Raw genomic sequence first — 12068 nt, forward strand, 5'->3', positions numbered from 1 at the left:
CGCAACCAAATTCAGATTAAACGCAGATGCGGTTAATCATGCGACACTAGCTCAGTTGGTAGAGTGCAAGCTTGCCAAGGTTGAGGTCACGCCTCTTTGTTAAGAGAAGGGAACCTCGTGTGTCGCTCCAATTTTAAAAATTCGGACGCGGGATGGAGCAGCTTGGTAGCTCGTCGGGCTCATAACCCGAAGGTCGTTGGTTCAAATCCAGCTCCCGCAACCAAATTTAGATTAAACGCAGATGCGGTTAATCATGCGACACTAGCTCAGTTGGTAGAGCGCAACCTTGCCAAGGTTGAGGTCACGAGTTCGAACCTCGTGTGTCGCTCCAGTTTTCTTTCTTTATAGAAAGTAAAAGCCTTCATCGTGCTTAACGGTGATACAAGATGGACGCGGGATGGAGCAGCTTGGTAGCTCGTCGGGCTCATAACCCGAAGGTCGTTGGTTCAAATCCAGCTCCCGCAACCAAATTCAGATTAAACGCAAATGCGGTTAATCATGCGACACTAGCTCAGTTGGTAGAGCGCAACCTTGCCAAGGTTGAGGTCACGCCTCTTTGTTAAAGAGAAGGGAACCTCGTGTGTCGCTCCAAATTTCTTCAAGGTAAGAATTCAAAATATTAAAAGTACACTGTGCTCGTTCGCAGGTTTTTTCTTTTAATACTGCAATTTTTTGGCAATCTGCCAATGCTCTTTCTATAATGCTGTGAAGCATCAGCCCCCAAAAAATAAATTCTCCTATTTTCGTAGGCAGAATACTCCCTGATAAACGCAAATCGTAAACTTGCCTCTTTATCCCATTTTTACTGCGCGTTCAGGCATTCTTTGTACTGTTCATTAACAGACTTATCCACAATTTTGTCATGTGGATAAGTCAGTGAATAATTTGTTTTTTAGCAAGAAAGTTACGTTGTCTGGCAGGATCTTTTGTGGTCATAGAGATTGAGTTAATGGTGGATTTTACATCTAACTGATTGAAATTAATAACAATGTAACATTATTGCTGTTGCGATCTATTATTAAAAAACGATCATTAACTGTATTTTCCTTGATCCTAATCATTTCCTGCTAATGTGACTAACTTTTCTCAAATATAGAATTTGTAGCATCTTTAAAATTTTTTCCACATTGGTGCATTTTGAGAAGCGTATCAAGGAATATGCTCATTCTTTGTGCGTGAACAGCGGTTTTATTTGTTCGTTATGCATCTCTTGGTAAGCCTTTCTCAACAATACGAATCAGCCTTTGATGGCTTGCTATTGTGCGCGGCAAATTCGCCAACTGTTTTTCAATAGCCCAATTTAAGTGCACATCCAAAATATCGGACTGACCGAGTACGTTGGTGAGTGCAAACACGATTTTTTGCGCATAGGGTGCATTGCCAAGAGCGATCGCAATATTTCTTTGCCACTGCAAATGACCAATACGACGAATAGCGGAGCCTTCCATTTTTTGCAGAAAGGTTTTTTCATCCCATGCAAATAGCGTCAGTAAATCAGGTGAATCGAAACACTCTCTGCGATGAAAATCTTGCTGTTGAGTGAGGTCCGAAAAGCGATTCCAGGGGCAAACGAGCTGGCAATCATCACATCCGTAGATACGATTGCCCATTGCGCTGCGAAATTCTTCAGGAATAATGCCGTCGAATTCAATCGTCAGATAAGAAATGCATTTTCTTGCGTCGACAATACCGTCGGCGATAATGGCTCCGGTGGGACATGAGGTGATACACGCTTTGCATTTGCCACATTCATTTTCCGAAGGTGTATCTACTGGCAGGGGGATATCGACCAATAGTTCACCGAGAAAAAACCAAGAACCAGCCTCTTTATCGAGAATCAGTGAATGCTTACCGGTCCAACCCAGCCCTGCTTTTTGGGCAAGAGGGCGTTCCAGTATTGGCGCTGAGTCAACAAACGGACGAAAACCGAGTTTTCCCACTTCCTGCGCTATTTTTTCACCGAGTTTCTTCAATTGGTTACGAACTAATTTATGATAGTTGCGTCCAAGAGCATATCGGCTGATATAAGCTTGAGTTGGATCTGAGAGGTTGGACGCGAATTGCGCCTGTGGAGGCAGATAATTCATCCGCGCACTGATGACTCGGATTGTTCCGGGAAAAAGCTCTGCTGGACGAGCACGCATCATTCCGTGCCTAGCCATCCAATCCATCTCGCCATGATATCCGGCATCTAACCATTGCTGTAGCGCGGCTTCATGTTGTTGCAGATCGATATCACTGATGCCGATTTTGTCGAAACCGAGCTCGGTGGCCCATTGTTTGATTTGATCTGCGAGGGAGTGATAGTTCATGGTAGATGCAGTCTTAATATTGGGGTGAGGATCTTAACGGATCTCATGGTCAGGATCTAGTTTGACGGTGGCGGCTAAAGGCGCTGGAGGTTAAATTTGTCTGATATTTTTCTGTTTGCTTACAGAAGATTGCTTGTCTCACAAATCCTTCCCAGTTTACTATTCGCTTTCTATTGGTTTTTATATAGTCGTTGGATCGAATGATCCTGAGATACATTTGAGAAAGTATTGAATGAGCACTAAGACGTTTATTTTGAAAGATGAGCAAGAGACGGTTCAACTTGGCAGAGCATTATCAAAGCTATGCACACAACAGACGACCCTCTATTTGCACGGTGATCTTGGTGCTGGTAAAACAACGTTCAGCCGCGGTTTTATTCGTGCGTTAGGTCACCAGGGGAATGTGAAAAGCCCGACATATACACTGGTTGAGCCTTACCAATTGGCTGACTGGCAGGTGTATCACTTTGATCTTTACCGTTTAGCTGATCCTGAAGAATTAGAATTCATGGGTATTCGCGACTATTTTACTGCCGATGCGATTTGCTTGGTGGAATGGCCTGAAAAAGGTCAAGGTTTATTGCCGACATCGGATATAGATATTGAAATTCGTTACGATGGTGAACAACGCCAAGCGTTGCTGACAGCCAATAACGATTATGGACGTACGTTACTGAGTCAGTTGGAGCTATGTTGATAGGATCTCGTCTACGCCTTTTTGTTACTTTTTTTGCTTTAGCGATTGCGTTCGTTGCATCCAGTGCGCGTGCCAATGTGCTAGAAGGGGTTCGTGTTTGGCCCTCTCCAGATGAAACTCGTGTGGTGATTGATGTTCAATCTGAAGTAAGTTTTACCTATTTCACGTTAACTAGCCCCGAAAGGTTAGTCATCGATCTGAAAAATACCTCATCCAAATCTAAATTGCCTCTGACGGTTGCTGATAGTGATGTTTTAACTAAGATCCGATCCAGTTCGCCGCCAGCGAAAGGTACTTATCGGCTAGTATTTGAATTAAAGAAGAAATCATCGCCGAAGCTGTTCACACTGGCGCCGACACCGGGCGGTCAATATGGTCACCGTTTGGTGGTCGATTTGCCTCATGATGTGGCATCATCTTCAGGTTCTGCTGCTAATGCCCCTGCGCAAGTGAGCAGAGATGCATCGCAATTTTACGGCAATGCCAATATTGTGGTGGCTATTGACGCTGGCCATGGTGGTGAAGACCCAGGTTCAATCGGGCCTACCAAGAAATATGAGAAAAATGCCACACTGGCGATTTCCAAAAAATTGGTTGATCAGTTAGATGCCATTCCCGGCATTAAAGGGGTGCTGACTCGTCGCGGCGACTACTTTGTCAACCTCAATAAGCGTTCAGAGATTGCTCGTACCAATAAAGCGCACTTGTTAGTGTCGATTCACGCCGATGCGTTTGCGTCACCAAAACCACGCGGTGCTTCTGTGTTTGTGCTCAATACTCGCCGTGCCAATACCGAAATAGCGCGCTGGGTCGAGAACCACGAGCAACAATCTGAATTGTTAGGTGGTGCCGGGCAGGTTCTGGCGAAGAACAATAGTGACCGCAACGTGAGCCAAACGCTGCTCGATTTGCAGTTCAGCCATTCGCAAAAAGAGGGCTACAAGGTTGCCACCAATATTCTGCGTGAAATGGGCAAAGTGGCGCACCTGCACAAATCTGAGCCGGTAAACGCAAGCCTTGCGGTGCTTAAATCACCGGATATTCCTTCTGTGCTGGTGGAAACCGGGTTTATTTCTAACCCAACCGAAGAGCAGTTGCTTTTCCAGCGTAGCCATCAGGATAAACTTGCACGCGCATTGGCCAAAGCGATTACCCAATATTTCGAACAGAATCCGCCGGAAGGGACACTTTTCGCCAATCGTAACAAGACTCAGAAATACAAAGTACAAAGCGGAGATTCTCTTTCTGTTATTGCAGCCAAATATGGCACCAGTGTTGATGCCATTAAGCAGACCAACAAGTTGACCAGCAACAGTTTAGCGGTGGGACAAGTGATCACGCTTCCTGGTGGCAGTACTGCGCCTATCCCGGTGCCTGTGGTCAGTAACCCTGTTGAAACAGAAACGATTACCCACTCGGTCGAGAAAGGCGATTATCTGGGTAAAATTGCCAGCACTTATAAAGTTTCAGTGGCTGAGATAAAACGTGAGAACAGTTTAAAATCTGACACGCTCAAATTGGGGCAAAAGCTGAAAATTACGGTGAGTTTGAAAGATAAGCCATTACGCAAACATACCGTGAAAAGAGGCGAATACTTAGGCAAGATATCCAGCCAGTACAATGTTGATACTGACAGTGTCAGAAAGGCGAATAACTTACGCTCAGATCAACTTGCCGTAGGACAAGTGCTCATTATTCCAAACAAGTAATCAAAATTATGACGATTCAAATATTACCGGCTCGTTTGGCAAACCAAATTGCTGCGGGTGAGGTAGTAGAAAGGCCGGCTTCGGTTGTCAAAGAGCTGGTGGAAAACAGTTTAGATTCAGGTGCGACACGGATTGATATTGATATCGAGAAAGGTGGCGCTAAGCTGATTCGTATCCGCGATAATGGTTGCGGCATCGAGAAAGATGAACTGGGTTTGGCTTTGAGTCGTCATGCCACATCAAAAATTCATACTCTGGATGACCTTGAGGCGATCATCAGCTTAGGTTTTCGCGGCGAAGCACTGGCCAGTATCAGCTCGGTTTCTCGTTTAACGCTGACTTCGCGACCGGCAACCCAAGAAGAAGCCTGGTCCGCTTATAGCGAAGGGCGCGAGATGGAAGTGAAACTTCAGCCGGCCGCGCATCCGATTGGTTCCACGGTTGAAGTGCTGGATTTGTTCTTCAACACTCCTGCTCGCCGAAAATTTCTGCGCACGGAGAAAACCGAATTTACCCATATTGATGAACTGCTGAAGCGTATTGCATTAAGTCGTTTCGATGTGACGTTTAACCTACGCCACAACGGCAAACTGGTGCGTCAGTACCGAGCGGCTAAAACGGAAATTCAGGCGGAGAAGCGCATCGCCGCGGTATGTGGCAGCGCCTTTGTTCGTTCGATGTTGAAAATTGAACTTGAGCATCAAGGGTTACGTCTGCATGGTTGGATAACCACACCGGAAGGTGCTCGCCAGCAGAGCGATATTCAGTATTGCTACGTCAACGGACGGATGATGCGCGATAAGTTGATCAATCATGCCATTCGTCAAAGCTATGAAAGCAGTTTACGCGCAGATCAATTTGCGACATACGTGCTTTATATCGAAATCGATCCTCACCAAGTCGACGTTAACGTTCACCCCGCAAAACACGAAGTAAGATTCCATCAGGCGCGTTTAGTGCACGATTTTATCTATCAGGCACTAAGCGGTGCTCTCGCGCAAAGCCAGCATATTGATGCGCGTGAGATCAATGAAGGTGCCTTTCACGTTATTGACAGAATAGCGACATCAGACGAAAGCGCGACAGCGGAACCAGCTGTCATATCGAACGATGTCTCTGAACGAGTGCTGCAAGCGATTGAAAACTCTCCGGCATATCCGAGAAAAGCCGCTTTTGATGCCAATGACACTGCTCAAGTTCGTGAAACAGGTCAGCGTTGCGAATGGCTAGAGTCTGCCCGAGCTAAGCACACTCCGGCACAAGACAGACAAAAGCCGCTGCAAGACCGAATAGCCGCAAAGTCGCCGAGCAGAGCCGAAGTTAAGGTTTATCAGGCGTTAATGACCACGCCTGAACACCAAGCCGCAGTACAGGATGAGGTGTCGCCAATAAGCGTTGAGCAACAAGAGCCGTCTCAATCTCAGCCGTATTCTTTGGCACTCGAACAAGTGAACATCGAACAACTGGGCAAAGCCATCGCCGTAGTCGAACAGAACTATTTGTTGATGAACTCGCCTCAAGGCTGCGTTCTATTGTCACTGCGAAAAGCACAGTGGTTTAAAGTGCTTGGGCAGCTAAACGTTGAGCTGGGCGGTTTAAAAAGTCAGCCGCTGTTAGTGCCATTGTCTTTAAAAATATCGTCACAAGAAGTTTCAGCATTAGAACGTTATCAGGCGCTGTTTGCTCAGTTCGGCATAGAGTTCCAACGCCGCTCAGCACAAAGCGTGATGTTGATGGGGGTGCCTTCACCATTACGTCAGCAAAACTTACAAAATTTGGTGCAAGATCTGCTATCTTACGCGGCTTTGAGCTTGTCTCCGACTGGTAGCGTGCTTGATGATCAAGTATTGGCGCAATGGCTTAGTGATTATGTGGTGGTGAAGAAATCCAGCTACACTTTGTCTGAAGCGATTCAATTGATTGCCGAACTCGAGCAGCTATGGCAAGGCAAACTTCCTTTGCATAATGGCAATTTCGTTAAGCCGGTTGATTTTTCCGCAACTATCCAAGCATTAAGTATTTAAGCAAACCTCATGACCAAACAATTACCTTTAGCTCTGTTTTTGATGGGACCAACCGCATCGGGCAAAACTGAACTGGCCATCTGCCTGCGTCAAAAGTTCCCGATAGAAATCATCAGTGTTGATTCGGCTTTGATTTATAAGGGTATGGATATTGGAACCGCGAAGCCGGACGCGCGCGAGCAGGAATTAGCGCCACATCGTTTAATCGATATTTTGGATCCCAGTGAATCCTATTCTGCGGCGGATTTTCGTCGTGATGCGTTACAAGAGATGAACGACATCGTGGCACAAGGCAAGATCCCACTGTTGGTGGGGGGCACCATGTTGTATTACAAAGCACTGTTGGAAGGGCTATCGCCACTTCCGGCAGCGGATCCTGACATTCGTCAACAGATTGAAAAAGAAGCTGTTGAACTCGGTTGGGATGCTTTGCATGACCAACTCAAAGCGCTTGATCCCGTCTCTGCTGAGAGAATCCATCCAAATGATCCACAAAGATTGTCTAGGGCATTGGAAGTTTATCGAATTTCAGGTAAAACTCTAACTGAGCTGACTAAAACGAAAGGAGAACCACTTCCATTTCGTGTTAAGCAGTTCGCGATAGCACCCAAGGAAAGGGCAGAGCTCCATCGTCGAATTGAGCTAAGATTCGAAAAAATGGTTGAAAATGGATTTGAAGATGAAATGAAAGCACTCTATGCTCGAAAGGATCTTCATCCGGATTTGCCATCAATTCGATGTGTTGGCTACCGACAGATGTGGGACTATTTAAATGGGAACTGTACTTTAGATGAAGCGATCTTTCGTGGCGTCTGTGCAACCCGTCAATTGGCCAAGCGGCAGATCACCTGGTTGCGCAGCTGGGATGATCTAACTTGGTTAGATAGCGAAAACATTGATCTTGCATTCGAAACAGTTTCAAATGCCATAGCGTTAGACTGATTTCGCTGTGTATAATGTGATCGCTTTTGCGTAATTTACCCTGTCAGGGATCGTTACTTGTTTTTGGGAGTTTTATCACCATATCTTGTAACAACAGGGTTTTATTGGTTTAGCTCATAGGCATGGTCGGCACAGACTTTTTAGTGCACCGCTAGCTAAATAACTACAACAAAATACAAATAAGGAAAATAAAATGGCTAAGGGGCAATCTTTACAAGACCCATTCTTAAATGCATTACGTCGCGAGCGTATTCCGGTTTCTATCTATTTGGTGAATGGCATTAAACTACAAGGCCAAATTGAGTCTTTCGATCAATTTGTGATCCTACTGAAGAACACAGTGAACCAAATGGTATACAAGCATGCAATCTCTACTGTGGTACCTGCTCGTCCAGTAAGTCACCACACTGCGGAACGTTCTCCTTCAGATCGTCCTTCAGAGAAGTCAGAAGATTAATATTAAAAATATAAAGCTATATTTATTAAGGAGTTGATAGCTTGTTTGACCGTTATGAAGCCGGTGAGCGAGCCGTACTTGTTCATATCAACTTCACACAACAGGGTGAATGGGAAGATCTCAGCGAGTGTCAAATGCTGGTATCTTCCGCAGGAGTTACGACGCTTCAGGTTGTTACCGGAAGCCGTCAAACTCCTCACCCTAAATATTATGTTGGTGAAGGTAAAGCTCAAGAGATCGCACAAGCGGTACAAGCGACAGAAGCAGATGTCGTGATCTTTAACCATTCCCTTTCTCCTGCCCAAGAACGTAACCTCGAACATCTTTGTCAGTGTCGTGTCGTTGACCGTACTGGTTTGATCCTCGATATCTTTGCTCAGCGTGCTCGTACTCACGAAGGTAAATTGCAAGTTGAGTTAGCTCAGTTACGTCACATCTCGACTCGTTTGATTCGTGGTTGGACTCACTTGGAGCGTCAGAAAGGCGGCATCGGTCTACGTGGACCGGGTGAAACTCAGTTAGAGACCGACAGACGTTTGTTGCGTGAACGTATTAAAGCGATTTTACGCCGTTTAGAACGAGTGGCGAAGCAGCGTGAACAAGGTAGACGTGCCAGAAGCCGAGCAGAAATACCTACTGTATCATTAGTTGGTTATACCAACGCGGGTAAGTCGACCCTATTTAACCGAATTACAGAAGCTGGTGTTTATGCCGCAGACCAACTGTTTGCGACATTAGATCCTACACTGAGGAAAATTGAACTGAGCGATGTTGGTCCTGCCATTTTGGCCGACACGGTAGGGTTTATTCGTCATCTTCCGCACGATTTGGTCGCAGCATTCAAGGCAACGTTACAAGAAACACAAGAAGCTGACATTTTGTTACATGTTGTTGATGCCAGCGACGACCGTTTTCGTGAGAATATTCAAGCTGTAAATGATGTGTTACAGGAGATTGATGCCCACGAAGTACCAGCCCTGTTAGTCATGAACAAGATTGATAATCTGGACGTTCAAGAGCCTCGCATTGAAAGAGATGATGAAGGCATGCCCCGAACCGTATGGATTTCGGCAATGGATGGCATTGGTATTGACCTGCTGTTCCAGGCATTGACTGAACGTTTGGCTAGTCAAATAGTCGAACATAGACTGTGTGTTCCGCCGCAATATCAGGGCCGAATTCGCAGTATTTTCTTCCAAATGAAGTGTATTCAGGACGAAGAGTATGATTCTGAGGGCAATTTGCTGATTTCGATTCGTATGCAGCAAGTAGATTGGTCTAGACTAGAAAAAAGAGAAGAGGCAGTTTTACGTGACTTTATAGTTACTTAAAGGACTGCTAGAGTATAACGTCATATCAAATGATGGAGCTTTCTAATGGCGTGGAATGAGCCCGGAAATAACAACGGCAACAATGGCCGCGATAATGACCCTTGGGGTAATAACAATAATCGCGGTGACAAAGGCGGCCGTGAGCAAGGTCCGCCAGATTTAGACGAAGTGTTCAACAAACTGAGTCAAAAACTAGGTGGAAAATTTGGTAAGAAAGGCGGCGGTAGTAAAGGCCCTTCTTTCTCCGGCGGCGGAGCAATTGGTTTTGGTGTTATCGCTGTTATTGCCATTGCTATTTGGTTCTTTGCTGGTTTTTATACCATCAGCGAAGCTGAGCGCGGTGTGGTTTTACGATTAGGTAAATACGACCGTATCGTTGACCCAGGTCTGAACTGGCGCCCTCGCTTTATTGATGAAGTAACACCAGTGAACATTCAGGCAATCCGCTCAATGCGTGCATCAGGTCTCATGCTGACCAAAGATGAAAACGTGGTGACGGTCGCAATGGATGTTCAATACCGTGTATCTGATCCGTTCAAATACTTGTACCGTGTGACTAATGCCGACGACAGCTTACGCCAAGCGACAGATTCAGCATTGCGTGCGGTGATTGGTGACTCGCTGATGGACAGTATCCTGACCAGCGGCCGTCAACAAATTCGTCAAAGCACCCAAGAGACGCTAAATCAAGTGATTGATAGCTACGACATGGGCTTAATGATTGTTGACGTGAACTTCCAGTCTGCCCGTCCGCCAGAGCAAGTTAAAGATGCCTTTGACGATGCGATTGCCGCGCGTGAGGATGAAGAGCGTTTCATTCGTGAAGCGGAAGCTTACAAAAACGAGATTTTGCCTAAAGCGACCGGCCGTGCTGAACGTCTGAAAAAAGAAGCGTTGGGTTACAGCGAGCGCGTGGTTAACGAATCATTAGGTCAAGTGGCTCAGTTTGAGAAACTATTGCCTGAATATAAAGCAGCGCCTGAAGTAACACGTAACCGTATGTATTTAGATACGATGGAAGAAGTGTACAGCAATACTTCTAAAGTGCTGATTGATTCAGAATCAAGCGGTAACTTGCTTTACTTACCCATTGATAAGTTAGCGGATCAACAGACAGCGCCAACCAAACGTGCAGATAAATCGTCAGCGACTTATGACAACATTGAGTTAGAGTCGCAACGTACCGCAACTGAAAGCGAAACGGATGCGCAAAACCGTTCAACGACTTCACGTCAAGGGAGATACTAATAATGCGTAAGTTAATGATCCCTGTAGTGGTTGTTGTTTTGGCTCTGTTGTTGATGTCGATGTTCGTTATCCCTGAAGGGGAGAAAGGTTTTGTTATTCGATTCGGTCGAGTAATGAAAGATGCTAACGATGCAGCGAAAATCTACGAGCCTGGCTTGCACTTTAAAATGCCGCTGTTTGATCGCGTGAAATCGTTAGATGCACGTATTCAAACTATGGATGGCCGTTCTGACCGTTTCGTCACGTCGGAGAAAAAAGACGTGATCATCGATACCTACGTTAAATGGCGTATTAAAGACTTCGGTCAATACTACTTAGCAACGGGTGGTGGTAACGCTCTGACTGCGGAAGCACTACTTGAGCGTAAAGTGACTGACATCCTTCGTTCTGAAATCGGTTCGCGCGAAATTAAGCAGATCGTTTCTGGTCCTCGTAACAACGATGTGTTGCCAGACAGCTCTGATACAGAAGTGGTCACCACTGAAGCGGCGAAGCAGGCGTTAGAAATTGATGGTCAACGTGACCAAATCATGGCCAACGTACTGGACGATACTCGTCAAAGTGCGATGAAAGACTTAGGTGTCGAAGTGGTTGATTTCCGGATGAAGAAAATCAACTTACCTGATGAAATCAGTGAGTCTATCTATCGTCGTATGCGTGCTGAGCGTGAATCGGTTGCTCGTAAACACCGTTCTCAAGGTCGTGAGAAAGCGGAAGTTATCCGTGCTCAAGCGGAACTTGAAGTGGCAACTATCCTTGCTGAAGCGGACAAAACAGCACGTGTGACTCGTGGTGATGCGGATGCAAAAGCGGCCAAGATTTACTCTGAAGCGTACAACAAAGATCCAGAATTCTTCGGCTTTGTTCGTTCACTAAAAGCGTATGAGAAATCGTTTAGCCAGAAAGGCGATATTCTGGTGTTGGATCCGAAGAGTGACTTCTTCCAATACATGAATAACGCTAAAGGCGCGGTTACTAAATAACGCATTTAAGTTTGACCAAAAAGGCTCCTTTGGGAGCCTTTCTCGTTCCCACGGTCCCCCGTGGGAATGCATTCCGGAGCCTAAATAGGCAGTGAATTTGACTTTTCGTGAGTTAAATATGCATTCCCACGCAGAGTGAAGTGACCCCCAATAGTTGGACAACCAATTATTGGGGGTCTTTTATTTATGTCCAAATACAGTCGCGAGTTAAAGTTCAAAGTAGCTAAAAAGTATCTTGATGGCTCCACTCCTCGAGAGCTCGCTGAAAAATATTCTGTCCCAACAAAACATGTTCGTTATTGGGCTCATGTTTTCACTATGCATGGTTCAAATTCATTTTTAATTGATGGCCATTCTCTTAGTGC

9 protein-coding genes and 5 tRNA genes are annotated in these 12068 nt (G+C 45.7%); 13 read left to right on the top strand and 1 reads right to left on the bottom strand.

Annotated features, from left to right (window positions below; all coding sequences use genetic code 11):
* Positions 1-40 precede the first annotated feature (40 nt).
* The 5 genes from ACK5MF_RS01245 to ACK5MF_RS01265 all read left to right on the top strand — a co-directional run bounded on the left by ACK5MF_RS01245 (position 41) and on the right by ACK5MF_RS01265 (position 591).
* Positions 41-130 (top strand) — tRNA-Gly (locus tag ACK5MF_RS01245).
* A 16-nt stretch (positions 131-146) separates the two neighbouring features.
* A tRNA-Met gene (locus tag ACK5MF_RS01250) sits at positions 147-223 on the top strand.
* 32 nt (positions 224-255) lie between these two features.
* Positions 256-331, top strand: a tRNA-Gly gene (locus ACK5MF_RS01255).
* Positions 332-391: 60 nt separating this feature from the next.
* A tRNA-Met gene (locus tag ACK5MF_RS01260) sits at positions 392-468 on the top strand.
* Positions 469-500: 32 nt separating this feature from the next.
* A tRNA-Gly gene (locus ACK5MF_RS01265) sits at positions 501-591 on the top strand.
* Between the two features lie 608 nt (positions 592-1199).
* Here ACK5MF_RS01265 and queG read toward each other — a convergent pair.
* Entirely contained in the window at positions 1200-2312 is a 1113-nt protein-coding gene (queG, locus tag ACK5MF_RS01270; RefSeq protein ID WP_416918600.1) for a tRNA epoxyqueuosine(34) reductase QueG, read from the bottom strand.
* A gap of 232 nt (positions 2313-2544) precedes the next feature.
* On the opposite strand from queG, the gene tsaE reads away from it, so the two are divergent.
* From tsaE to hflC, 8 genes are all read left to right on the top strand, one after another.
* Positions 2545-3009, top strand: coding sequence for a tRNA (adenosine(37)-N6)-threonylcarbamoyltransferase complex ATPase subunit type 1 TsaE (gene tsaE, locus ACK5MF_RS01275; protein WP_416918602.1), 465 nt, complete (start codon positions 2545-2547; stop codon positions 3007-3009).
* Entirely contained in the window at positions 3003-4718 is a 1716-nt protein-coding gene (locus ACK5MF_RS01280) for an N-acetylmuramoyl-L-alanine amidase (protein WP_416918604.1), read from the top strand. The genes tsaE and ACK5MF_RS01280 overlap by 7 nt, the downstream gene beginning before the upstream one ends.
* Positions 4719-4726: 8 nt before the next feature.
* Complete coding sequence (gene mutL, locus ACK5MF_RS01285; RefSeq protein ID WP_416918605.1) at positions 4727-6742, top strand: DNA mismatch repair endonuclease MutL; 2016 nt, start codon at positions 4727-4729, stop codon at positions 6740-6742.
* A gap of 9 nt (positions 6743-6751) precedes the next feature.
* On the top strand, positions 6752-7684 hold the full coding sequence (gene miaA / locus ACK5MF_RS01290; RefSeq protein ID WP_416918607.1) for a tRNA (adenosine(37)-N6)-dimethylallyltransferase MiaA: 933 nt from the start codon (positions 6752-6754) through the stop codon (positions 7682-7684).
* A gap of 193 nt (positions 7685-7877) precedes the next feature.
* Complete coding sequence (hfq, locus tag ACK5MF_RS01295; RefSeq protein ID WP_042490235.1) at positions 7878-8141, top strand: RNA chaperone Hfq; 264 nt, start codon at positions 7878-7880, stop codon at positions 8139-8141.
* A 41-nt stretch (positions 8142-8182) separates the two neighbouring features.
* Complete coding sequence (gene hflX, locus ACK5MF_RS01300) at positions 8183-9472, top strand: ribosome rescue GTPase HflX (RefSeq protein WP_416918609.1); 1290 nt, start codon at positions 8183-8185, stop codon at positions 9470-9472.
* A gap of 45 nt (positions 9473-9517) precedes the next feature.
* Positions 9518-10720, top strand: coding sequence for an FtsH protease activity modulator HflK (hflK, locus tag ACK5MF_RS01305; protein ID WP_416918611.1), 1203 nt, complete (start codon positions 9518-9520; stop codon positions 10718-10720).
* Positions 10721-10722: 2 nt separating this feature from the next.
* Positions 10723-11703, top strand: a complete 981-nt coding sequence (hflC, locus tag ACK5MF_RS01310) for a protease modulator HflC (RefSeq protein ID WP_416918613.1) — start codon at positions 10723-10725, stop codon at positions 11701-11703.
* The last annotated feature ends 365 nt before the right edge of the window (positions 11704-12068 follow it).

It is taken from the genome of Vibrio sp., from assembly GCF_047973365.1.
Lineage (GTDB): Bacteria > Pseudomonadota > Gammaproteobacteria > Enterobacterales > Vibrionaceae > Vibrio.

Bases quoted from the DNA above. Each gene is read 5' to 3' on its own strand.
- queG (WP_416918600.1), bottom strand. From the start codon at position 2,312: ATGAACTATCACTCCCTCGCAGATCAAATCAAACAATGGGCCACCGAG.
- tsaE (WP_416918602.1), top strand. From the start codon at position 2,545: ATGAGCACTAAGACGTTTATTTTGAAAGATGAGCAAGAGACGGTTCAA.
- ACK5MF_RS01280 (WP_416918604.1), top strand. From the start codon at position 3,003: ATGTTGATAGGATCTCGTCTACGCCTTTTTGTTACTTTTTTTGCTTTA.
- mutL (WP_416918605.1), top strand. From the start codon at position 4,727: ATGACGATTCAAATATTACCGGCTCGTTTGGCAAACCAAATTGCTGCG.
- miaA (WP_416918607.1), top strand. From the start codon at position 6,752: ATGACCAAACAATTACCTTTAGCTCTGTTTTTGATGGGACCAACCGCA.
- hfq (WP_042490235.1), top strand. From the start codon at position 7,878: ATGGCTAAGGGGCAATCTTTACAAGACCCATTCTTAAATGCATTACGT.
- hflK (WP_416918611.1), top strand. From the start codon at position 9,518: ATGGCGTGGAATGAGCCCGGAAATAACAACGGCAACAATGGCCGCGAT.
- hflC (WP_416918613.1), top strand. From the start codon at position 10,723: ATGCGTAAGTTAATGATCCCTGTAGTGGTTGTTGTTTTGGCTCTGTTG.